This is a genomic window from Halomonas sp. IOP_14, assembly GCF_021021315.1.
GTDB lineage: Bacteria > Pseudomonadota > Gammaproteobacteria > Pseudomonadales > Halomonadaceae > Vreelandella > Vreelandella titanicae.
Genome location: NZ_JAINWD010000046.1, coordinates 22,725 through 46,248 on the forward strand (window position 1 = coordinate 22,725; position 23,524 = coordinate 46,248).

22 protein-coding genes are annotated in these 23,524 nt (G+C 58.0%); 8 read left to right on the forward strand and 14 right to left on the reverse strand.

Annotated features, from left to right (window positions below; genetic code table 11):
* Positions 1 to 33 precede the first annotated feature (33 nt).
* From K7H09_RS21190 to K7H09_RS21230, 9 genes are all read right to left on the reverse strand, one after another.
* A complete protein-coding gene (locus K7H09_RS21190; RefSeq protein ID WP_141439783.1) occupies positions 34 to 2,496 on the reverse strand; it encodes a TonB-dependent siderophore receptor in 2,463 nt (820 codons plus the stop codon).
* A gap of 95 nt (positions 2,497 to 2,591) precedes the next feature.
* On the reverse strand, positions 2,592 to 3,617 hold the full coding sequence (locus tag K7H09_RS21195) for a FecR domain-containing protein (protein ID WP_141439784.1): 1,026 nt from the start codon (positions 3,615 to 3,617) through the stop codon (positions 2,592 to 2,594).
* A complete protein-coding gene (locus K7H09_RS21200) occupies positions 3,618 to 4,172 on the reverse strand; it encodes a sigma-70 family RNA polymerase sigma factor (protein ID WP_230805900.1) in 555 nt (184 codons plus the stop codon).
* A 181-nt stretch (positions 4,173 to 4,353) separates the two neighbouring features.
* Positions 4,354 to 4,548 (reverse strand): hypothetical protein, encoded by a 195-nt coding sequence (locus tag K7H09_RS21205; RefSeq protein WP_161575194.1) that lies wholly within the window; start codon positions 4,546 to 4,548, stop codon positions 4,354 to 4,356.
* 260 nt (positions 4,549 to 4,808) lie between these two features.
* On the reverse strand, positions 4,809 to 5,750 hold the full coding sequence (locus tag K7H09_RS21210) for a dihydrodipicolinate synthase family protein (RefSeq protein WP_230805902.1): 942 nt from the start codon (positions 5,748 to 5,750) through the stop codon (positions 4,809 to 4,811).
* Positions 5,747 to 6,745, reverse strand: a complete 999-nt coding sequence (locus K7H09_RS21215) for a phosphoglycerate dehydrogenase (RefSeq protein ID WP_041157737.1) — start codon at positions 6,743 to 6,745, stop codon at positions 5,747 to 5,749. The genes K7H09_RS21210 and K7H09_RS21215 overlap by 4 nt, the downstream gene beginning before the upstream one ends.
* Positions 6,746 to 6,748: 3 nt before the next feature.
* Positions 6,749 to 8,026 (reverse strand): TRAP transporter large permease, encoded by a 1,278-nt coding sequence (locus K7H09_RS21220; protein ID WP_052475527.1) that lies wholly within the window; start codon positions 8,024 to 8,026, stop codon positions 6,749 to 6,751.
* Complete coding sequence (locus K7H09_RS21225; protein WP_041157736.1) at positions 8,023 to 8,538, reverse strand: TRAP transporter small permease; 516 nt, start codon at positions 8,536 to 8,538, stop codon at positions 8,023 to 8,025. Before K7H09_RS21225 ends, K7H09_RS21220 begins: the two co-directional genes overlap by 4 nt.
* Before the next feature lie 45 nt (positions 8,539 to 8,583).
* Positions 8,584 to 9,612 (reverse strand): TRAP transporter substrate-binding protein, encoded by a 1,029-nt coding sequence (locus K7H09_RS21230; protein ID WP_230805904.1) that lies wholly within the window; start codon positions 9,610 to 9,612, stop codon positions 8,584 to 8,586.
* 134 nt (positions 9,613 to 9,746) lie between these two features.
* On the opposite strand from K7H09_RS21230, the gene K7H09_RS21235 reads away from it, so the two are divergent.
* A complete protein-coding gene (locus K7H09_RS21235; RefSeq protein WP_208797143.1) occupies positions 9,747 to 10,442 on the forward strand; it encodes a GntR family transcriptional regulator in 696 nt (231 codons plus the stop codon).
* 340 nt (positions 10,443 to 10,782) lie between these two features.
* Here the strand turns inward: K7H09_RS21235 and K7H09_RS21240 are convergent, their stop codons facing one another.
* The gene (locus K7H09_RS21240) at positions 10,783 to 11,814 is read right to left on the reverse strand and encodes a methyltransferase (protein ID WP_141439787.1); all 1,032 of its coding nucleotides are present in this window, start codon (positions 11,812 to 11,814) and stop codon (positions 10,783 to 10,785) included.
* The gene (locus K7H09_RS21245) at positions 11,811 to 12,062 is read right to left on the reverse strand and encodes a hypothetical protein (RefSeq protein WP_141439788.1); all 252 of its coding nucleotides are present in this window, start codon (positions 12,060 to 12,062) and stop codon (positions 11,811 to 11,813) included. Before K7H09_RS21245 ends, K7H09_RS21240 begins: the two co-directional genes overlap by 4 nt.
* Positions 12,063 to 12,243: 181 nt before the next feature.
* Between K7H09_RS21245 and K7H09_RS21250 the strand changes: the two genes are divergently transcribed.
* The 3 genes from K7H09_RS21250 to K7H09_RS21260 all read left to right on the forward strand — a co-directional run bounded on the left by K7H09_RS21250 (position 12,244) and on the right by K7H09_RS21260 (position 13,810).
* On the forward strand, positions 12,244 to 13,125 hold the full coding sequence (locus K7H09_RS21250) for a helix-turn-helix domain-containing protein (protein ID WP_230805906.1): 882 nt from the start codon (positions 12,244 to 12,246) through the stop codon (positions 13,123 to 13,125).
* Positions 13,126 to 13,241: 116 nt separating this feature from the next.
* Positions 13,242 to 13,520, forward strand: a complete 279-nt coding sequence (locus K7H09_RS21255; protein ID WP_138799746.1) for a type II toxin-antitoxin system RelE/ParE family toxin — start codon at positions 13,242 to 13,244, stop codon at positions 13,518 to 13,520.
* 14 nt (positions 13,521 to 13,534) lie between these two features.
* The gene (locus K7H09_RS21260; RefSeq protein ID WP_039860845.1) at positions 13,535 to 13,810 is read left to right on the forward strand and encodes a HigA family addiction module antitoxin; all 276 of its coding nucleotides are present in this window, start codon (positions 13,535 to 13,537) and stop codon (positions 13,808 to 13,810) included.
* Positions 13,811 to 13,856: 46 nt separating this feature from the next.
* Here the strand turns inward: K7H09_RS21260 and K7H09_RS21265 are convergent, their stop codons facing one another.
* On the reverse strand, positions 13,857 to 15,518 hold the full coding sequence (locus tag K7H09_RS21265; protein ID WP_230805908.1) for a multidrug ABC transporter permease/ATP-binding protein: 1,662 nt from the start codon (positions 15,516 to 15,518) through the stop codon (positions 13,857 to 13,859).
* 52 nt (positions 15,519 to 15,570) lie between these two features.
* Entirely contained in the window at positions 15,571 to 17,571 is a 2,001-nt protein-coding gene (gene fhuB / locus K7H09_RS21270; protein WP_230805910.1) for a Fe(3+)-hydroxamate ABC transporter permease FhuB, read from the reverse strand.
* Between the two features lie 187 nt (positions 17,572 to 17,758).
* Here fhuB and K7H09_RS21275 point away from each other — a divergent pair, with 187 nt between their 5' ends.
* Both K7H09_RS21275 and K7H09_RS21280 read left to right on the forward strand, forming a co-directional pair.
* Entirely contained in the window at positions 17,759 to 18,715 is a 957-nt protein-coding gene (locus K7H09_RS21275) for a siderophore-interacting protein (protein ID WP_230805912.1), read from the forward strand.
* A complete protein-coding gene (locus tag K7H09_RS21280; protein ID WP_230805914.1) occupies positions 18,708 to 19,331 on the forward strand; it encodes a cytochrome b in 624 nt (207 codons plus the stop codon). The genes K7H09_RS21275 and K7H09_RS21280 overlap by 8 nt, the downstream gene beginning before the upstream one ends.
* On the opposite strand, the gene K7H09_RS21285 is transcribed toward K7H09_RS21280, so the two are convergent.
* Positions 19,317 to 20,963: a cyclic peptide export ABC transporter gene (locus K7H09_RS21285; protein WP_230805916.1), complete on the reverse strand. Its 1,647-nt coding sequence runs from the start codon at positions 20,961 to 20,963 to the stop codon at positions 19,317 to 19,319. The genes K7H09_RS21280 and K7H09_RS21285 overlap by 15 nt on opposite strands.
* Positions 20,964 to 21,185: 222 nt before the next feature.
* On the opposite strand from K7H09_RS21285, the gene K7H09_RS21290 reads away from it, so the two are divergent.
* Both K7H09_RS21290 and K7H09_RS21295 read left to right on the forward strand, forming a co-directional pair.
* Positions 21,186 to 22,298, forward strand: coding sequence for a GNAT family N-acetyltransferase (locus tag K7H09_RS21290; protein WP_230805917.1), 1,113 nt, complete (start codon positions 21,186 to 21,188; stop codon positions 22,296 to 22,298).
* Positions 22,299 to 22,321: 23 nt separating this feature from the next.
* Positions 22,322 to 23,524: lysine N(6)-hydroxylase/L-ornithine N(5)-oxygenase family protein (locus tag K7H09_RS21295; protein WP_230805919.1), on the forward strand; the 1,203-nt coding region annotated here is incomplete at its 3' end.

Sequence of the window (23,524 nt, forward strand, 5' to 3'; positions counted from 1 at the left end):
AAATCCCCTAAAGTTAACTTTAGGGGATTCATTCTACCAAGCGTAGGATATCGTTCCTATCACATTTCTTCCAACACCATACTTACACGAGTCACCGAAATATCCACAGTCACTTACGTACTCTTTGTCGGTGACATTATTTGCATTAACTTGTGCATGCCAGCCATCAAAGCTAGCATCGACTTTTGAAAAGTCATAGCTCAATGATGCGTCAAACAGTGTCGTAGAGGGAAGTGAGTTTTCGTTGGCACTATCGTAGTAGCTTGAGCCTATATAGCGTACGCCAGCCCCAAGGCCTAATCCACTTAACATGCCATTTTCGAACTGATAATTAGTCCATAAATTTGCCATATTCTCGGGCGTCCCCGTTGGCCTTTTTCCTAGATCATCTCCGTTGCTTTCGGTGACTTCTTGGTTGAGATAGGTATAGCTGGCAACTAAGTCTACGCCAACTGGTAGACTCGCTCTTGCCTCAAGTTCGAGGCCTCTGGAGCGCCACTCTCCTGTCTGCTGGTTAAAGCCGGGGTTATCTAAATCAGCCGTCGTAACATTCTGGCGCGTGAGGTCAAAAACTGAACCGGTAATAGATAGATTGCCATCACGAGAGAGGTACTTTATACCCGTTTCATATTGCTGAGCTGTTTCTGGCTCAAAAGTGGCACCCCCAGCACCTTGGCCTACCACTGGCAAGAATGATGTAGAGTAACCAATATAGGGCGTGAGGCCGTTATCTGCAGTGTAAGCGAGTCCTGCTCGATATGTGAATTCGTTGTCAGATACTTTATTTTTTGTATCTGCAGTCCGATCACGATTTGTTTGACTGCTCCAATCATGACGACCAGCAAGCGTCAAAGCCCAACGCTCATCAATTTTAATTTGATCTTGCAGATATATACCTGTTTGCTCAAGCTCTTGTGAAGCGTGAGCTGAAATTTCCTGTATGGGGATGCTAGCCCCATAGATAGGATTAAAAACATCTAATGGAGCAAGACCCTGAACGGAGTAATAGGTGAGATCATTGTTTGCTTTTTGCCAATCAACACCTACTAATACTTTATGGTCAACTCCTTGAGTATCTAAATCAAACTGTAGCTGGTTATCAGTTGTGATAGCGTCAATTTTTTCATCGCGTGCTAACCCAAAGCGGGGTATCGTGCGTAGGTCATCCATTATTTGGCCAGCATAGATATTTGTAATATCTGTTTCCGCTTCCCTATAACGTGTGTTTTGTCGAATTGTTACTGTATCGTTAAGCTCATGCTCGAATAAACTGGCTACCGAAAAATAATTTTGTTCAAAGTTGTCAGCACCAGGTTCACCGACATAACGTGAACGTGGAATTTGGCCATTAGGGTTACTGTCTAGTGTACCAACCCTAGGAAGTACGATATAAGAACCAACTGTATCTATTTCTTTATATTCTGCTAGTAATGTAAGAGATGTTTTATCATTTGGTATCCAAGAGAAGCTTGGTGCAAGATAAGTGCGATCGTTTTTTGTATAATCAATTTCTGCATTTGCATCTCTTAGCAAGCCTACAAAGCGATATTTAAGCTCCCCTTGATCATCTAGGTAACCGCTTACATCAGTATTGACTTGATGATGGTCGTTACCTCCTGTGGACACTCGTACTTCGCCTTGAGGTATTTCTGTAGGCTTTTTGCTGATCAGGTTGACAATCCCACCTGGGCCACCTTGCCCATAAAGGACTGATGAAGGCCCCCGCAGGACTTCAATGCGTTCAAACCCATAAGGTTCAGAGACGGTTCGACCCTGATTGTTAAACCCTGTGAGCCTTAAACCATCGCGATAAAAGTATTCTGTTCCGCCAAAACCGCGTATCGAAATAAAGTCACGTCGAGGGTCAAGCCCATTAGAATGACCAATCACCCCCGCTGTATAATTCAACGTATCACCGATTGATTGCGCCCCCCGCGCCTCAACTTCATCGCTGGTAATGACAGATATTGACTGTGGCACTTCGTTAAGGGGAGTGTCAGTTTTTGTGCCTGTTGCAGAGCGAGTCGCCACGTAGCCGTCTACAGGCCCTGTAGCTGTCTCTTGAACCCAGTCGGCTTCCACCCGCATCGTCGTCAACGCCACATCAGCCGCCCGTTCTTCCAACCGATAACTACCATCACTCTGCCGGGCTGCCGTTAATCCCGTTCCATCCAACAGCCGCTCCAGCCCTTCATCGATGCGATACTGGCCCTGCAGGCCAGGGCTTTGGCGCCCTTCTCCCAGCTCACCAGCACCGCTGATAAAAACACCGGCCTCCGCTGCAAAGCGGTTGATGACACTGCTTACCGGGCCGCTGGCAATATCATAGTGGCGCGCTTGCTGCTGGGTGGACTGGGCCATGGCATGCTGCGATAGCTGCGGCACGGCCAATAATCCGGCGGCGGCAAAATGAACCGCCAGCGCCAAGGCGCGGCGGTTGAGCCTCGGTTGGTGCTTGGCAGTAAGCGGTTGAAGTGCAGTGCGCTGTTGGAGCATATCGATTCCCCTTGCAGATACGTTTTAAGTGCTTATAAAGGGGAATCGAACCAGCGCGAAAAAGGGGAACCAGAAAAACCAATTTTTGCTCTTTTTTATTCCTCGCTGGAGCTTGCTTCGCCTGCCTCGATTTTGATCCACCAGGGCATTACTTGGCGCACCTTTACCGGCAGCGTGGTCTCGACCATGTTCAGGGTGCGCTCTAGGTCATCGAGCGGGAAAGCGCCGAGCAGGGTGAGATCCGCCACCGCCGGGTCGACCTCAAGGCGGCCACGATGATGACGGCTAAGCGCCGCGGCGAAGGTTTTAAGCGACATGCTCTCGGCCAGCAGAATCCCGTTGGCCCAGGCTTCCCGACGGCCTTCGGCGGGGGTGAGTTCCCCGATGCGGTCAGCGGCGTAGTGGGCCTGCTGCCCGGCAGTGACCACCTGCCGCTGGCTCGCATGCTGAGCATCGCCCAGGGTCTGGATGGCCACGGCACCGTCAAACACCGCCAGCAGTTCGCCTGATGGCTGCTCACCCACGCTAAAACGCGTGCCCAAGGGCGTTAGTCGCGCACTGCGGGTATCCAGGTAAAACGGTCTTTCGGTGTCTTTGCCGGTCTCTATCAGTATCTCGCCGGTCACCAGCGCCAAACGGCGATGCTCTTGGTCGTAATCGACATTCAGCGCCGAGGCGCTGCTCAGCCAGACCTGAGTGCCATCCTCCAACACGATGTGAGTGATTTCGCCGGTGGCGGTGTGATAATCAGCGCCCCACTGCTGTACTAGTCGTGGCAGTGGTGTGCTTTGCCAGAGCGCTGCGGTGAGTACAGAGACCAGCGCGAGGCTTGCCAGCCCACCCAACAGGTGACGACGCCCCCGCCGCCGCTGGCGCGCCAGGCTAATAACGCTGTCAGCGGTTTGGCGTTCATCTTCGCCTAGATGTTCGGTGAAGCGGCGGCTTACGCCCTCCACCTGCTGCCAAGCCCAACGATGGGTGTCGTTGACATCCCGCCATGCCTGCCAGCGCTGACGCTCCGTTGCCGACAACTCTCCCGCTTGCCACTCAGCAAACCACTCAGCGGCCTCCGACAACGCGCGGCGCTTGGCGGCTTCATCGGCGCTAGCAGCAGAAACCATTTAGAGGCCCGCCTCGAAGCCCGCTTCGATCAACGCGCACTGCAGCGTGGCCTGGGCCATATACTTTTTAACCATGCGTTCGGAAACCCCCAGCTCCTCAGCAATCTGCCGATAGGGTTTACCGTGTAGCTGCGAGGCCAAAAAGGCGCTAGCGACTTTCTCGGGCAGCCGCGCCAGCATGCGGTCGACTTCGCACAGCGTTTCGATGACAATTTGCTGGTGTTCGGCAGAGGGCAAATGCGCCTCGGCGCTGGCCGCCAGGGCTTGCTGCCAGGCGCGCTCGATATCCTGGCGGCGCCAATGATCCACGCATAGCCCTTTGGCCATACGGCTGAGATAGGCTCGGGCACCTTCGAAACTATCCAGGTGGCGGGGCGTTTTCAGCAACCGCACAAACGCATCCTGCGCCAGGTCAGCCGCCGACTCACTGCACCCCAACCGATGGCTGAGCAACTGCTGCAACCAAGGCTGATGGTGGTGATATAGTTCTCCGAGGGAGTCTCGACAGCCGGTATGGTAAGCCGCAGGCTCGGCTGATCGGGGTACCGCCGCCATATAAAAAGTGCCCCACTTCTACGAAAATGATTCTTATTCTTTTTCAAATACTCAGGCGTGTCAACGACTGTGCGCGTATCTCGACGCTGCATTTGACATAACGGCTATCAATAAAATAATGCAAATCAATCTCATTTATATGGCTATGGTGCCCTATGAACGCGGAACGCTCCCAGCTGTATTACACATGCGTTTTCTGCACGTTTCCTTCCAGGCGATCCAGAACTCGGTCGCCACCTCGCCGAGGAGAGAGGACACGCCCTGCTGGCTGGATGCTCAGACGTTGTGCATGCTGCTCGGTGAGTGACAGCGCTGCCGCCAAGAGGCGGCGCCCTTCAAAGAGGTCAACCAGCCGTCGGACACCGCGATCTACCACTGTTGCCTACTTATGGCACAGTGCCCCGCCGCCCTCAACCGCCAGCTCTGTCAGCACCATCTCTCGGCGATCATGGCGCCGCTGAAGGAAGCCACCGCGCAACTTTCTATTTCTAGTAGCGCACAGCGAACCTACGCCGCCTCATCTCCTCGTGCGCGGCTGACTGGAGTGGTAAAGACGCGATAGCGCTGTCTAGAGCCACTTGCTCCTCGGCCCTATGTGACGCCAGAGCTGGTTGGCAGACCCACGGGCCCAACGTTTCAGGCTGTCGCCATCAGCTCGCGAATCCGGGCACGATAGTGCTCGGTGCCCTGCAGCAGGCGGTCGATGACCGGCTCGACACCCCAGAACCGCTCGCGGATATCGAAGTCGATGACTCGCGAATGATCGCTATTCAGCGTCCCGATCCGTTGATGATAGCGTTTGGCTAGTTTGGGATAGCCCATCGGCTCGGTTTGCGCCGCCAGTACCAGGAAGGTAGCCAGCTCTTCGGCGAATGCCGGGTGCCGGTCGCCGTGGTCCGCCAACCAGCGGTAGAGATCGGGGTGGATGTTGTTGAATACCCCACAGAAGCCGGAAGCGCCGGCGCACAGGGCGGGCCAGGCAATTGCCGCGTTGGCATTATTGATGCCTAGTGGAGTGTCCTCGACCAGTGCGATGCGACGGGTGACCGTTTCCAGGTCGCAGGAGACGTCCTTGAGCAGCACGAACCTGCCGGTATCGGCACAGTAGCGCAGCTCGTCATCGCTGAGCAGGCGACGAAACGGCGCCGGGCATTCGTAGAGGCCCAGCGGCATCTCAGTCGGCAGGGCCACGAGCAGCGCATCCAGATGGTGGCGAAAGATCTCGGCCGAGTCGTCTTGCGTGGCCAGACGATTGGTCACCAGCACGATGCCATCGATACCGGTATCCACCAGTGCCGTGAGTTCGTGCCGCTGCGCGTCCAGCGAGTCAGAGACGTGACCGGAGGCGACCACCGGCACGCGGCCCTTTACACGCTCGGCGGTGAAGGTGGCCAGCGCGACACGCTCCTCAAGACTCAGGTACTGCATCTCCGAAGACTGACAGACCGCGAACAGCGCCTGGGCGCCATTGGCCAGGTACCACTCAATCAGCGCCTCATAGCCGTTCCAGTCGATTTCCCCGCGCTCGTTGAAGGGGGTCAACATGACCGGGATAATACCATTGATTGCACGCGTCATCGGGCAGCCGCCTCCAGCGTCTCGGGGTTGATGACATAGGGTGTGAGTGCGCTGACGTCGCCGCCCAGCCAGGCCAGGACGTTGTCGACGCAACGCCGGGTGACGCGCGCCTCGGCCATGCTGTCCATGCCCGATACGTGGGGGCTGAGGATGACGTTATCGAAGCGCCGGAGCGGGCTGGTCTCGGGCAGCGGCTCGACCTCGAAGACATCGAGTCCGGCGCCACCCAGATGGCCGCTCTCCAGCGCCTCGACGAGCGCCACTTCGTCTATCAGCGGCCCGCGTGAGGTGTTGATCACGATCGCACCGCGCTTCATGCCGGCAAACGCCCGGCGGTCCAGCAGGTGGCGGGTCGCCGGGGTCGATGGCGCATGCACCGACACTAGGTCAGCCTGCGACAATAGCGTCTCGAACGACACCTTGGTCACTCCTGCGGCCTCGGCCTGGGCATCGCTCAACGCCGGGTCACACACCAGTACCTGCATCCCCTGGCCGAGCAGGCGGCGTGCCATCGCGCCACCGATCCGGCCCAGGCCGACCAGCCCGGCGACACGCCCCCAAAGACCGGGATGGAAGCCGTCGAAGCACCACTCCCCGGCTTTGACCTGAGCGTCTCGCCGACCGATACCGCAGGCCAGCACCAGGGCCATGGCGTGCGCATACTCGGCCACGCTCTCGTGATTTTCACCGAAGGCCATGGCCACGGGTATGCCAGCTCGCGTCGCTGCTGCCACGTCTACCTTGTCGTAGCCCACTCCCCAGCGGGCAATGATCTTCAGGTCGCGGGCCGCGGCCAGTACCTCGGCAGTATAGGGCTCCCCACCGGCGATCGTCGCCACGACGTCTTGCGACAGCATCTGCCGCAGCTCCGTCGCATCCGGCAGGCGTCCGGTCTCGTTGACCTCGACTCGGTAGCCCGCCTCGCGCAGCGGATCAAACAGCGGACTGGCCTGGGTGAATTGCTCGGTCAGCACGAGCACCTTGTTTACGGTCATGACTCACTCAATCAGGTTGGGAAGGAAGGTAACCAGGTCGGGCCACAGAATCAGCAGCGAGATCGCCAGGATCTGCGCGGCCAAAAACGGCAGGATGGCGATGAACATGCGGCCGATACGTATCTCGCCGATCTGCGCCGCCACGAACAGGCAGATGCCTACCGGTGGTGTCATCAGACTAAGCGTACCCGAGAGCAGAAACACCATGGCGAACTGCATTTCTTCGATACCCAGAGCACGGGCGATGGGCAGCAGGATCGGCGCCAGCAGCAGTACCTGCACACCCGGCTCCAGAAAAAAACCGGCGATCAGCAACACCGCCAGCACGAAGAACAGAAAGATTGTCGGGTCGCCAGCGAACAGCACCGTCATCTCGCGCACGCCACTGATCGCTCCTGTCACCGTCAGCACGTAGGAGAGCACTGAGGCCCCCGCGATGATCAGATAGAGATTGGAGGTGGTACGGATCGCACTCTTCAGCGCCTCGATCACGCTCGGCCCAGAAAGCGTGCGCAACACGAAACGCCCCAGCACCAACGCGTAGACGCAAGCGATCCCCCCAGCCTCGGTGGCGGTGAAGGCCCCCGAGAGCGTTCCCCAGACGATGAACACCGGTATCGAGAACACCAGCAGGCTCTCGAGTACGAGCCGCCCGCCCGGCTTGCGCACGGCCGCGATCTCGCCCTTCGGCAAGCCCTTGCGGAGCCCGGTGAGAAATACCACCACGGCACAGGCGAGACCCAGCAGCAGCCCAGGCACGATGCCGGCGACGAAGAGCTTGATGATCGAGACCTGCGCCACCGAGGCGTAGACGATCATGATCACCGAGGGCGGAATGATCGGGCCGATCATTGAACTGGCCACAGTGACCGCCGCAGAGAACTCGCGGGTGTAACCCTGCTTCGGCATACCGATGATGAAGATCTTGCCCAGCGCAGCGGTATCGGCGATCGCCGTGCCAGAAATCCCGGCGAAGAACATCGAGGCCAGAATATTGGCGTAAGCCGCACCGCCCTTGACCCAGCGCGTCATCTTGGCAGCGAAGGTAATCAGCGTTTCGGTGATCCCGCCGCGGTTCATGAGTTCACCGGCGAAAATATAGAACGGCGCCGCCAGCAGCGCGAAGTTGTCCAGGGAGCTGAAGAAACGGGTCGGGATGAGCACCATCGGGAAGCCTGCGAGCCAGGCCGAGGCGGCACCGGTTAGCCCCAGCGCGATGGCGATCGGCGCCCCGACGAGTACCAAGGCGAAGAAGCTGGCGAATACAGCAGCGGGACTCACGTGTCGACCTCCAGAGATACACGCTGGGGCGGATCAATCCAGGCAGCGATGACCTGGATCGCGATCAGCAGATAGCCCACCACCACAGCGGCATAGGGAATCCACATCGGTAGGCGCATCGAAGGCGACACCTGTCCGGTATTCAGCAGGAAAGGTAACCCGAACCCCACTACCACGGCAGACAGCGCGAGTGTGGCGAGCAGTGACACCAGCGCCGCTGCTTCCCGCAGCATCCGCCAGGGCACCAGATCGATCAGATCAATCGCCATCTGCTCGCCGCGGCTGAAGATGCTACCGGCAGCTAGATAGACCGCCCAAACAATGGCGTAGCGCATGGCTTCCTCACTCCAGCCGAACGGCTCGCCAAGCAGATAGCGGGCCGCCACGGCCAGAAAATTGATTGCGATGATGAGCGCGAGTATTAGCGCAGCCAGATTCTCGCATGCAGTTGACAGCCGTCGGCTCGCGGAGATGAAGGCCTGGCAGCCGCGCCAGTTGGCGATAGACTTCATGAGTTCCCTTTGCGGCACGTTAGGTAGGTGGTCATCAAGCAAGCCTTATCGACTCTCGCCCCTGGTGTAGATCTCTTCCTCAATGTCGCGCACGCTGGCCACGAACGAATCGACATATTCGGCACCGAGATTTTCCGACAGAAAGTCCAGCACCGGCTGCTGGGTCACTTCACGGAACTGGGCCTTCTCTTCGGGAGAGTTAATATGCACGTCGACCCCCATGTCACGGATCTTCTGGGTATCCTCAAGGTAGCCCACCCCCTTCTCAGCCAACATGATGGCTTCATAGAGCTGCACGCCGTCGATCACCGCAGCCCGGGCCTGGTCGCTCAGACCGTCGAGAAAATCGGGATTGGCATAGACGAATACGGCCGAGAAGATGTGTTCGTCCATCGACATGTACTCAATCACATCGGCCCAGCCGCCGTTGATGATCGTCGATGGCGGGTTTTCCCCACCGTCCACGACCCCCTGACGAATCGCCATGGCGCTCTCGGGGAAAGGAATCGGGGTCGGCGCGGCATCCAGGCTCTTCATCAGCGCCATCATCACTGGGCTCTCCATCGAGCGCAGCTTGAGCCCCTCCACGTCGGCGGGCATCTTGAGCGGGCGAACGTTGTTGACGAAGTTACGGAATCCGTCGGCGGCAAACCCCACGATGCGCAGCCCGGCTGTATCCTCCACGTCACGGACGAAGTCCTTCATGACCGCCGTCTCGTTCATGAAGGTGAGCGCCACCCGAGTCGAAGGAAAAAGATAGGGGATTGAGAACGCCTGTACCTTGGGGTAGAAGGGGGCGAGCGCGCCATCAGTGGTGGCCGTCATCTGGAAGATATTGTTGCGAACACTTTCCAATATCTCGCGGTCTCCGCCGACACCGCCGTGCAACAACTGAACCTCGACTTCGCCGTTGGAGTGAAAATCGACGTATTGCTTGAACGCCTGCATGGCGTGGGTTTCCGGGTTATCAGACTCGGGTAACGTAGTAGCGAAACGTAAGGTTTCCGCGCTGGCTGAGCTGGCGAAAACCATGCCCATCGCCGTGAGAATGACACCGCCAAGGATCTTGTTCATGGGTACTTCTCCTACACGTTACGTGGCCTATCGACTGTATCCATCCTATGACGACTAGGTGTAACATGTCAGATAGATGTTAGACAACTAGACTAAGGTGGGAGCCTTATCATCAACCGGGAAGACGCAGTACCATGACGGATCAGGAAAGCAAGGCCACTGACACACCGCAAGAGAAGCCATCACACTCGATGAGCCGCACGGCATACGAGCGCATAGAGACGCTGTTGAATTGCGGCACACTGCACCCGGGCCAGGTAGTGTCCCAGCGGGAACTGGTGGACATGACTGGCGCGACGCTGGGCTCGATCCGCATCGCCATCCCGCGGCTGGAAGCGGAGGGGCTGCTACAAACGCTGCCCAAACGAGGTTTGATGGTACCAAGTCTCGATGTGGCTTTCGTCCGCGACGCCTATCAACTCCGTCACATGATCGAAGTGGGCGCGATCGAATACGCCGCGACATCGCTGCAGCCCGGCCAGATCGCTGCCTGGATCGAACGCCACGAGACGCTGCTAGACTCACTCGTGCAAGGCCACCACCGGGAGGTCAGCGACGAGCTACAAACCCTGGATTGGGCGATGCACGAAAGCATCGTGGCGGCGATGGGCAATAAGCTGATCGACAACACCTATCGCGTGACCTTGATCAAGACACGCATGGTCGTGCAATCGCGATTGCAAATCACATCGGACAACGCACGTCGGGTGTTGGAGGAGCATCTGGCCTTTCTGCGCCCGTTGGCGAACAGAGACATCGATAGCGCGCGAGCCGCGCTGAGCCGGCACATAAGCAACTCGCTGGATCTGGCGCTGAGCGCAAGAAACTAAGTCGCGCTCCCGTGACATTCACAGTTGCCTCTATTCGTGAAAAGCCCAAGCCCTGCGCCGTACAGGGCTTAAACCTTGAGCGCCGGTTGCATTCAGAAATGCTTTGTCGACTATTGGACGGGTGATTTGCAGTTCATACGGAACCATGCGCAAATCCACGAGAGGTGTGGTAGCCTCCGCCCCCGAGGCGGCAACGTTCCACAGGAAGTGACACCACCAATTTGAGTATCGCGGGCAGACCTGCTAGCTGTAGCAAGAAGCCAATGTGTGTGCCGCTCACGCAGTGCCAGGGCGAAGTGGAGCCAGCTGAACGCCAGTTACTTAGCCATCAGAGAGCGGTTCATTTTACCCTTCTGCGTGCCACCAGGGCCGTGGCGGGCGCTATGGGAAGCGCAATCTGGCACTCCTCGCACACTTCAAAATCCTGCGCCAGCAGTGCCTGACGCAGCTCACCGGCCTGGGTCACCCGTCGCCCCTGCCACAGCAGCGGCAGGTAGTAGGACAGCATGCGGCGGGCCGCCTCGGGTTCTTCAGGAATTTCAGCGTGCACGCAGATCAACTCACCGCCGGGTTTCAGCGCGGCATGCAGTTTGGTCAGGCCAGCCGAGAGATCCGGCACGAAGTGCAGCACCGAGGAGCACCAGATCAGGTCGTATCCGGTGCCCAGGGCGCCCCTGACCAAGTCCCCGCCCCGCGCCTCGAGGCGTGATGCCAGACCAGCCTGGGCGATATGTTGCGCGGCGACATCGGCAGCTTCGGGTAATTCAAAGACCACACCGCTCATCTGCGGAAACGCCTTAGCCAGGGCTACGGCGACTAGCCCTGGGCCACCGCCCAGATCCAGCAACCGCCAGGCTGCGTCAGGCGCCATCCGTTGTGCCACCACTTCACAGACTGAAGGCGCTGTCACCGCCATCTGCTCACGTGCCAGATGGCTACGTGCCGCCGCGGCCCAGCGCTCACCGCTGGCTAGCGGCACCGACTTCCCCTGTTCATGCAAACCATCGGTCAGCCCTGCGCCAAAGTCTCGCAGCGAGGCGAGTCGAAAGCACCAAGCCTCTCCACAGTATAACGGCGAAGAAGATGCCAGGTAGCGCTGTGCAACGTCAGTGCAGATATAGTGCCACTCACCTGGGGCATCTCGATGTCGGTCGATGAGGCGCATGCTCCACAGCAGGGTTAGCCAGTGTTCGACGCTCACTCGACGCCACCCTCTGGCGTTGGCCAAAGCCGCCGCCGAGTGAGGTTGCTGAAGCGTTTCGAAGAGCCCCTCTTCCAGCGCCAATTGCAGTGCTTCGCCCTGCACGGAGGCCAGCGCTAGATCCCAATAGGGTTGCAGTGCATGGGGGAGGAAGTCGTCGGCATGGTTCATAACGATACCCCCAAGCGCAGGCCAATCTCCCAGAGCGGGCTGTACTCCCGCACGCTGCCATTGAGCAGGACGACAGCGGCATTGGTGACCAGTACGCTGCCGGGTAGCCAGCGTAGACTCAGGCGCTGGCGGTCATCCGCTTCGTTCTCATGCGCTAGGCTCGACAGCACCTCCTCTTCGGCCTGGGCTACCTTATTAGCCGCCACGTTTACCACCGGCGGCCCTTCCCCTTGAGCGATGCTGCCCACGCCGCATCCCCCAGCAGAAGCACCACCGCTGCATTTCTTTTCAACCCCTTGCTCTGCATCGCCCACCCCCTTTAGCGCTGTTTCTGGCTACCCGACTAGCGCGGGAACCTTCAAGGGAGTAGGCTAGCTATAAACGATAGCAATTATCATACTCATTCATATGCAAACCGATTCACTTCTTATGCGTAGCGATGCATCACCTCCCATTGGCAACTCTCTGCAAGGTTCTCAATGCTGCGGGCTGGATGATGGCCTCTCGGTAGTGTTAACCCGCTACCGTGCTAAACAAGCGCTCGTCGAAGAGAGCCACACACCCCATACGGGCGCAGGCGTGATTGTCACCTTTGGTCTACAAGGCCGCTCTGATTACCGAGAGCGCTGGGGGCCGCGCATCGATTTCGGTCACGGTCACACCACGGTAACAACCTTTGACCACAGCCAGGGGGAGCGCCATATACCGGAAGGGGAAACAGTGCTTCAGTTACGCCTAGTCGCCAGCACCGGCTGGCTAGCGCGCTACCTGGGCGAGCGATATCAAGCAGCACTTCCTGCCTCTGGGGGTATTCGACCGCTGGCTTTTCAGCCTACGACACCAGCCAGCCGGGCAAATCTGCAGGCGCTCCAGGTAGGCCTCCAAACAGGCAGCGCTCGGCTCCAGCAACACATTCACGCCTTGAGCTTATTGGGGGAACAACTCGAGACGCTGCTGCCGGATCCCAGCCCTATACGCAACATCGCTAGTGCAGACGCCGAGCGCATCGTCCAGGCTCGTGAGATCCTTCTCAGCGAACTGGATCGCCCTTTGACCCTAGCCTATCTAGGCGTACGGGTGGGACTAGGAGAGCAGAAGCTTAAACAGGGATTTCGCCGCATGTTTGGCACGACGCCTCAACACTTTCTTCATCAACAGCGCATGCACCACGCCCATACGCTGCTGGAGAGCGGTCAACAGGTCGCTCAGGCGGCCTATGCCACAGGCTACCGGCACCCCAGCAACTTCAGCTTAGCCTTCACACGCTTCTTCGGTTACGCCCCTAAAGCCATTAAGCAGCGCAAAAGTTGATAACAAGTATTGCGAATGGTGGTGCAGCTGTCCGAGCGAGTCTCGGCATAATTGCACACTGTCGCGCGACACACTACAATAGATAAAAGCCAGTTAGGCATAAGCCGGTACGATGGATGATTAAAAGCATCAAACATAAGGGACTAAAGCTGTTTTTCGAGAAAGGAAGCACCAAGGGCGTCCGTGCCGATCATGTTGACCGTCTCCGTGATCGTCTGACCGTACTGGACGCAGCCACGAGTCTCGACGATATAGCGGCTGGCAACTGGGATCTTCACCCTCTAACTGGAAAACTGGACGGCCAGTATGCCATCAAGGTGTCGGGTAACTGGCGACTGTTCTTCGAGTTCCGAGACGGTAATGTTTACCTGCTGAACTATGACGATTATCACTGATGGGAGAAGAAACAATGGCGATGTATAACCCCTCACATCCGGGTCGCATTATCCGGCAACGTCTGATTGAGGATGAAGACGGCCACAAGATTGGCAGCGTGGCATCGGTCGCTGAACAACTCGGCTGCCACCGTAACACCCTGAACCGGGTAATTAACGGCAGCGCCTCCGTCACACCTGAAATGGCATTGGCTCTAGAAAAATTGCATGCCGGAAGCGCCGAATTCTGGCTATCCATGCAAACCAATTATGACCTATTTCAGCTTCGCCATAACCAGGGCGCAGCTTAGCTAAGCGATATCACTCACTATAACTAATTATTCTAAGCGACTCACATCAATGACTACCCACCCGGGCCACCGCATCGCGGCTGGCGGCTTCTCGCTGTTCGCCGGTGAGCTCTACCAACTGCCCCTGGCGCATTTCCAGCAGCCGGTCGGCCTGGTCGAAGTAGTGGTCGTCGTGGCTGATCACCACCAGCGTCTTGCCCAGCGCCCGCAACTGGGGCAACAGCTCGCGGTAAAAGACCCGGCGGAACTGCGGGTCTTGGTCGGCGGCCCACTCGTCTAGCAGCAATAGGTCGCGCTGTTCAGCGACCGCTAATAGCATCGCCAAGCGCTTGCGCTGGCCCTGGGAGAGGTTGACGTTGGTGATGCGATCGCCGTCGAAGTCAAGCTTGCTATGCATGCCCAGCGCGGCAAGCCACTCCTCCACCAGCGCCGGGTCGGGTGACTCGCCCGCTGGGCCCATCAAACGATCAAACAGGTGCAGATCGGTGTAAATGGCCGAGAAGTGCTGGCGATAGCGTGTCCAGTCTTCTTCCCGCAGCGGCCTGCCATCGACCCGTACACAGCCACTTTGGGGCTGGTAAAGCCCGGTTAGCAGCCTCGCCAAAGTCGATTTGCCACTGCCGTTTCCGCCGATCAGAAACACCACCTCGCCACGCTTCAAGGTCAGGTCGATAGGGCCGATGGCAAAGCCTGATCGAGACTCCTCATCCGGGTAGCGATAGCTGACCTGCTCTAGGGTTAGCTCTTGCCAGTCGTGGCGCAGCGCAGAGTGGCCGAACGCCTCGCGGTGCTCGGCCAGGTCTAAACTGCTGATTTTTTCAAACGCCACTCGGGCGTTAATCAGCGTCGGAAAAGCGCCAATGGCCTGCATCAACGGCGCACGCAAAAACAGCAGCGTGAGTGAGAAGGTCGTGGCTACCTGCACCGATGCCCAACCCAGGCCGTTGGCCAAAAAGAACGCCACACCAATGGCACCCAACATCATAATGTTGAACCAGTTCACCGCGCTGAGATGGTAGGTATCACCAAGAATAAAATGACGCCGACAATCCTTTGCGTTAGGCGTATAGACATCGCGATACAGCCATTCGGCACGGTCACGGTTGAGCGCCAGCTCTTTGCGCCCCTCGATCACCGACTGGTAATCCGCGTAAAGACGATCCTGTATGTCGCGCAGTTTGGCCATATGCCCATAGACCCGGGCCACCAAACGCATGCCAATCAACACCGTCACGATCACCCAGAACGCGGTGACGCCCAGCATGGCAGGCGAAAGCCATGCCAAGTAAAGCATGGCACCTATCGTCAGCACCCCGCCCTGCACCAGTTCCGGCAAGCGTATAAAAGCAACGGTCACTGAACTCACGTCGGTGGAGAGACTCGCCAACAAACGCGCACTGCCAATCTGTTCAGCGCGTTCGATATTGGTATCCAGAATTCGCTTGATCAACTGCCCCCGCAGCCGGTAAACGAAATGGTGACCCAGCGTGGTCAGCGCCAACTGTGATGCCAGGGTAATGATCAGCAGCAGCGCTATCAGCCCCAGGAATTCGGGCAGGATGCGCCAGGGGTCAGTGAAGGTACCCAGCAGCCGTTGATTGATAAAGGCGATAACACCGATGCCCAAGCCAGCGCTTGTCAGGCTAAGCAGTACCACGGCCACAAACGGCCAGCGATAATCACGCCATACAATCTTCAACAGCTCCATGACCACAACTCCCCGGCATTCTGTTTTCTTTAACAGCTAAAAGCGCTGGTGATTACAAACGCCGCAGCCCCCACATAAAGTAGGCACCGCCGATCAGTGAAGCGACCAAGCCTGCCGGTATCTCATAGGGGAAAATAATCTGGCGCCCCACCCAGTCAGCCAGCACCATCAATAACATGCCGATCAACGCTGCTCCCAGCAGATGCTGACCCGCCCGGGAGAAGCCGACCAAGCGCGCCATATGCGGCGCCAGCAGGCCAATAAACGAAAGCGGCCCCACCACCAGGGTGGCGCAGGCGGTTAACAAGGCCACCAACAGCAGCAACGCCAAACGGGCTCGATTGAGGGTTACCCCAAGCGCCTTGGCCGTCGGCGCGCCTAAGGGCAAGATATCCAACCAGCGGGTGAAGGGCAGCGTGATCAGCGCCAATACAGCGGCAATGCCCCCAACCACCACCGCATTGGTGATATCCACGTAGTAGGTGGAGCCCGCCAGCCAGGCAATCACCTGCTGGCCACGAGGGTCGCCGCCCGCCAGCATCACGCTGCGCACTGCATCAAACAGCGCGCTGACCGCCACCCCGGTGAGCAGTAAACGCTCGGGGAGATAACCGCTCTTGCGGTTGATACCCACCAACACCAGCAGCGTCGCGAAAGCACCCAGGGTACCCACGCCAATCAGCATCATATTGGTGGGCGCAGGCAGCAGGAAAATCCCCAAAATCAGCGCAATGGCACAGCCACCACTGATACCCAGTACTTCGGGGCTGGCCATGGGGTTGGCGGAAAGGCGCTGGAGAATAGTCCCGGCAATCGCCAGCATTAACCCGCTGGCGGCTGCCGCCATCACCCGGGGCATGCGCCACTGCATGACATTCCAGTTATTGGGCGCCAGCCAGTACCAGCCATCTACACCCTGGCCAAACAGCAAGCCGAGAACCGTTGCCCCCAGTAACGCGAGGATTAAACCAGTGGCTAAACGTGAAGGCGCTGGGTGACGACGGGCGAAAACCCCCGCCCCTTTCGGCGGCTGGTCGCCCTGCAGTTTCAGGCGCGGAATCAGCCACATTAACAGCGGTGCCCCCAGGGCACCGGTAATCGCCCCGGTAGGAATAAAAGCTGCCACCATGCCACCGAACTGCTGCAGCAGCAGATCCGTGGTAGCCAGCAGCACGGCCCCCAATAGCGTCGACCAGATTAGCCGCGGCCCTAAGCGGCGCGCACCGGCCATGCGCACGATATTGGGTGCTGCCAAGCCGATAAAACCGATGATGCCCACCACGCTGACAATGCTGCCGGTGATGAATACCGCCAGCCCCATCCCCGCAAAGCGCAGATAGGTCAGCGAGACTCCCAAGCTCTTGGCGCTGGCGTCGTCCAGTTCCAGCACCGCCAAGGGCCGCAGCAAAAACCACGCGGCCACGCAGCTAATTGCCAGCCGAGGCCAGAGGATGGCAACGCCGTCCCAGCCGTTTTGCGCCAGCGAACCCGCGCCCCAGATCAGCAGCCCGGAGAGCGCTTCGTGGTTAAACAGTAGCAATGCAGTAGAGAGCGCCCCCAGGTACAGATTGACCACCAGGCCCGCCAGCACCACCACGATCGGCGCCAGCCCGCGCCGCCAGGAGAGCAGAAACACTAATCCAACCGCTAGCGCACCGCCCAATAAGGCGACCCATTCGCGCCCGGCGACAAGCAGCCCCGGCGCTAGCAAGGTGGCGGTCATCAGCGCCAGGTTAGCGCCCGATGCCACCCCCAGGGTGGTGGGCGAGGCCAGCGGGTTGCGCAGCACCTGCTGCATCAGCACGCCTGCCAACCCCAAGCCGCCCCCGGCTAGCAGCGCGATAGAGAGGCGCGGCCACCAAGCGTAGTAAAGCAGCAGCTCGTCAACGTTCTCAAAAGTGGGGGCCACTAATGCCTGCAGGCCCAGCGCGAAACCGCCTTGGCCCTCTAGACCCACCCAAAACAGCACCACCATCGGCAGGCTAAGCAACAAGCAGGCTTTAGCGGGCGACATTCCCCCCATTCTTTGGGTAAATTGCGCGGCGCCTAACATAGCGAGCACCCTTTTGTGATAACCGGACAGTTCGCCAAAAGAGACGTGATAGGCAGCAGCGTCATTTTCTTAGCCTTACTATTTATGCAAACGAGTTTATGGAAATTAGCGATTGAATTACTAACAACGATTCTAAATGATAATAATTAGCACTACAATTGACTCCTTATATAAAGGAGACATCACCATGGCAGCCAAACCGAGCTACCGGCTTTTCGATATCACCCTAGCCCGGCGCACCCAAGTCAGCGCCTCATTAGTCAGGTTCACCTTTACTGGCCCAGAGGTCAGCCAAATGGCGACCTACGCACCGGATCAGCGCGTCAAGCTATTCTTTCCCGAAGGCGGTGGTAGTCTCGACCCGCTGTTTGAAATTGCCAAGCTGGAAGAACACGACTGGTACGGCGCCTACCGCGCACTGCCGGATGCCCAAAGGCCCTCAGCGCGCACCTACACCATTCGCGCCCTGCGCCCGGAGAAGGCCGAGGTGGACGTAGAATTTGTACTCCACGGCGACAATGGCCCCGCATCGCGCTGGGCGATGCACGCTCGTCCCGGTGACCGCCTTGCCATGACAGCCCCCGACGCTAACGCGGAAGGCCCAAAGCTGGGCTACGAGTGGAAGCCGCCCCAAGGCGTGCGCCGTATTCTGATTATCGCCGATGAAACCGCCCTACCCGCTGCTGCCGGCATTCTGGAAACCCTTGATGATTTGCCGCTCAAACCCAAAGTCGAAGCGCTATTCGAAGTGCCTCGCGGCGACGACATTCAGCCGCTGCCCCAGGCCACCAAGCTGCGCTGGCTGGCCCGTGAAGCTGAAACCGGCTGCCAACACGGCGAGCTGCTGATGAGAGCGCTGCGTGATATCGATTTGCATAGGGAGATTCAAGCGCTAGGCGGCACGCCTGCTAATACCACTACCAGCACCACTACCGGCGCCACGACCAACGATGAAAGCGACGATGAGGACGGCCCGCTCTGGGAACCCGCCACCCTGGACGACAACGCGCCCTTCTACGCCTGGATCGCCGCTGAAACCAAGGTCGCCATGCAGCTGCGTCGCTATTTGGTCAACGAGTGCGGGCTACCCAAGCAGTACGTCACCAGCATGGGCTACTGGCGCCAGGGCAAGGCCAATGGTTAAAGGAACGGTAAACAACACGGCGTTAAACAGTAACCACACAAGCAAGCCAGCTCAAACGCCTATTGGCTGGCGAGACAGCCCCAACTGCTATGGGCGGGTCAGCCGTGCGCTTCACTGGCTGACCGCAGCGCTAGTAACGCTGCAATTTACCGTATTGCTAGCCTGGCGGGGAATGGGCGAAAACGCTATCACGCTGTTCTTGGCGAGCATCGGGCCTCACGGCTCATTAGGATTTATGATTCTGATCGTGACGCTGGCTCGCCTTGGCTGGGCATGGATAAATCGCAAACAACGCCCGCCCCACACGCCAGGGCTAGGTGGGCGCTTAGCGCGCTTTGTCCATATCACCTTTTATGGGCTACTAATGTGGTTGCCCGCTTTCGCTATTTTGCGCCAGTACGGCCGCGGCGGGGCGCTACGCTTTTATGGCATGGAGCTGCTGCCCGAAGCGGAACGCGATATCACCTGGATGGTCGCCCCCGCCGAGCTCCTTCACGGCCCGCTCTCGTGGCTGCTATGTGGATTAGTCATCGGCCACATCATGATGGCGCTGACTCACCGCTTCTGGCTTAAAGACCGAGTACTGGCGCGTATGGTGGGGTCAAGTGGCCGATGAGGGTTCCGCTAGCGGCTCTTCGGCAGTCTCAGACTCAGCAGTCAACAGCTTGCCACTCTCTAGCCGCACCAATCGATCTGCGAGGTGGAAATAGCGGTCATCGTGGGTGATGACCAGCACCGCTTTGCCCATGCGTTTTAGCTCGGGCAACACCTCGCAGTAAAACACCTCTTTGAATAACGGATCCTGATCCGCCGCCCACTCGTCAAACACCAAGAAGGGCCGATCCTCAAGGTAGGCAACCACCAGAGCCAGACGCTTACGCTGGCCCTGGGAGAGTGCTTGGGTGGTGAACGCACCGTTTTCAACCCGCACCTTGTGCTGCAGGTGCAACTTGGCCAGCAGGCGATTACCCTCCTCGTCCAGGTCATCACGTGGTGCCTCTAACAGGCGCTCAAAGAGATGGAAGTCTGAGAACACCACCGAGAAGAGCTGCCGGTAGGCATCCCAGCCATCCGCTTCGACCCGCTCTCCATTGAGCAATACCTCGCCACCTTCCGGCGGGTAAAGCCCCACCACTACTTTGGCCAGCGTGGTCTTACCGCTACCGTTGCCCCCCACCAGAAACACCACTTCCCCCGGCGTAAAGCTCAGATTAATCGGCCCCAACTCAAAGAAGTCATCGCTCTGCTCGTGGTAGTACTGATGGGTGACGTCGTGCAACTCAAGACGCTGCAAAGCAGGCACCTGAGGTGACGCCTGCCTCTCCTGCCCCTGGGGCATCTCTCGTGTAATGTCATCAATTCGACTAGCAGCTACCCGCGCCATATTGATCCGCGGAATATTGATCAGCAATCCTTCAAGGGGGGTCACCATAAACACAAACACCAGGGCAAATCCGGTCATTACCTGGGTTTGATTAGGCCCATCGCCCGCCAACACAAACAGCACCAGACCGATAAAGGCGTACATCAGGAACTGCCCCCAACTGGTCGAGATCACGAACAGCGACATGCCATAGGTGCGCAGCCGCCGCACGCCTTCAACCGACTCCCCCAGTATCTGATCCATAAAGACCCGGCTCTTGCGCTGGTGTAGGCGTAGCTCTTTTGCACCATCGGTCAGCGCGCGGAAATGACCAAACAATCGATCCTGCTCTGACGAGGCATCCTGGAGGTAGTGAATAGCGCGTAAGTGCACCAAGTGGTAACCGACAGCACCCAGCCCAATCACCCCAAGTGCAAACAAAAACACCTGCCATGAAAGCATTGCCAGGTAGCCCAAGCACCCCACCACGATGACCGTATTGGTCAAAATCACCGGCAAGCTAACGAACAGTACCGCCACATTGTTGCTGTGCTCGGTGAGCGCCGATTGGATCCGCGCACTGCCCACACGCTCGAACTGAGCAAAGGGGGTCTCGGCCACACACTGGGCGACAAAACTGCGTAACTCAGCCAGAGCACGCTGCCCCAACCGCTCAAACAGCGCCGTCGACACCATCCGACAGACCATTAGGGCCACGGCGATACCCGCGAAAGCCCAGGCCGCACTGGCGCGGCTGGCGGAGTCGCTGGTTAACGCCGCATTAATTTGGGCAATTAGCAGCACGCTGAAAAGCCCCGAGAGAATACTGGCCAGCGCAGCAGCGGTCATCAACCCGCGGGTTCGACGAATCAGATAGGAAAGCACATTCACCTCGTTGGAAAGCGATTGGAAAGCGATTGAAAACCGACACCTATCTCTAATGACGAACCGCGCACGCAAAAAGTTAACCAATATTTATGTAAACAAGCCTCATTCTCATTCGTCCTTAGATAAGGGAGTCAGTAACGCCGCCCTCCAATGAGGAGATTTTTTTTGCTGTTTTTTTATTCGTTTCTTTGATTCGTTCTTATTGATAGGAGCTTAGCAGTGTCCAGTTCTGTCCAGACACAACCACAGGTACACATACCCTCTGAAAGCCACACGGAGGCCTCGCTGCTCTCACGCCCTGAGGGGTGCACCTATCAAGTTACCTATGGGATAACCACGCAGACACTTTATGTGGAAGGACATCAAGAGCGTCTTGAATGGTTGGTTGTAGACGATAACAGCACCTTGATGCTGCAGTGGTCACAGCGTTCAGCACCTCCTCTCCCGGCGTTACTGGCTGCTATCGAAGGGGCTTTCGCCTTTCACCCAGGGGCTGTAGCGCTTCGTTTACAGCTCCCCACGGTTTTACACCCCACTCTGTGCGCCAACGGAATCGCAGTTAAAGATTCCCATGGCAAACTCTGGGCCTATGCGGAGTTATTTTGGCAGTTGCCCACGCTTTGGCTCACCGCCCCTTCCATCTCCCCCTACCCGCAGCAGCCAATCTTGGAGAATGGAAAACGCCATCCACGCCGCCCGCCGCGCCCCAGTGGCACGGTGTATCAGCGCCATATTGCCTGGCTGAATGCCACCCTGAGTTTCCGAGTGCTTGACCTGGAGCTTGATCTTGAACGCTTCAACCGCTGGATGAACGACCCGGTTGTCGCCCACTTCTGGGAAGAGCAGGGCGATCTGCAACAGCACCGCGAACGGCTGGAGAGTACGTTGCAAAATCCCAGTGTGGTACCGCTGATTGGTTGTATCGACGGCGAGTCCTTCGGCTATTTCGAAACCTACTGGGCAAAAGAGGATCGCATTGGCGCTTATTACGATGCCAGTGACTTTGATCGTGGCTGGCACGTGCTTATCGGCGAAGCTGCTTTTCGCGGGCGGCCCTATGTCGCTGCCTGGATGCCCTCTATCTCGCACTACCTGTTTCTGGATGACTGCCGCACCCAACGCTTGGTGATTGAGCCCCGCGTAGATAACGCCAAGATGCTGCACAACCTTGCCCAGTGCGGTTATGCCCATGTTAAGGCGTTCGATTTCCCCCATAAGCGGGCCATGCTGGGCATGCAGCTACGCGAACACTTTTTTAACGAGCGCAGTTGGGTTCCGCTGCCTCCGCACCCTGGGTCAGCGCCACGACCCGACCCACGCTTCACCCTATAGACACGTCAGCCACGAGGACTCTTATGCATATTCATGACTTGATCGGCATCGGCTTCGGCCCTTCCAATATTGCCCTGGCCATTGCGCTTGATGAGCAACGCCAGGCAGGGCAAGCGCGGGATGCCCTCTTTATTGAACGCCAGCCCTGCTTTGCCTGGCACCCGCATATGCTGCTGGAAAATGCCCATATGCAGATCTCTTTTCTCAAAGATCTGGTCACGCCACGTAACCCGGGAAGCCGTTTCAGCTTTCTCAATTACCTCCACAGCAAAGGCCGCCTGCAAGACTTTATCAATCTGCAGACCTTTTTCCCCAGCCGCCACGAGTTCAATGACTACTTAAGCTGGACTGCCAGCCACTTTGAACACCAGTGCGCCTATGGAGAAGACGTATTTGAAGTACTGCCCGAAACGGACAACGACGAGGTCGCTTACCTCCGCGTGCGTTCACGCGATGAGAGCGGCGCGGTACAGGAAAGGCTCACCCGTTCACTGGTGATCAGCGTGGGCGGTGCGCCCAATGTGCCTGAATGCTTCGCTGGGCTAAAAGACGACTCGCGGGTATTCCACTCCAGCCACTACCTCAGAGAGCTGGCAAAGCAAGACGCCCCCAAACGCATCGCCGTGATCGGTGCGGGCCAGAGCGCCGCAGAGATATTCCTGGATCTGCACGGCCGCGAAGGCATTCAGGTGGATCTTATTAGCCGGGCATGGGCCTTTAAACCCTCGGACGATAGCCCTTTCGTCAATGAGATATTCAACCCCGAATACACCGACTACGTATTCAACAACCCCACCGGCCAGCGGGAAGCGCTGCTACAGGAGTACAAAAGCACCAACTACTCAGCCCCAGACTTGGCGCTGATTCAGGAGATTTACGATGTGTTCTATCAGCAAAAAGTAACCGGCCTGGCCCGCCACCGCTTCCGCCGCCGCCATGAGGTTATTGGCAGCGAAGCAGGCCCTGGAGGCGTTGAGCTACTTGTGCGCGATTTGGAGAGCGGCCATACAGAGTCCACTCGCTACGACGCAGTGGTATTAGCCACCGGCTATGTACGCGACACCCATAAACGGCTGCTGGCCCCCGTTGCGGACTACCTGCCTGATTTTGCCGTCAACCGCCACTATCAGCTTTACACCAAGCCTGAGTTCAAACCGGCTATTTTCCTGCAAGGCAGCTGCGAACCCACCCATGGTTTGAGCGATACCCTGCTATCGATTTTGGCG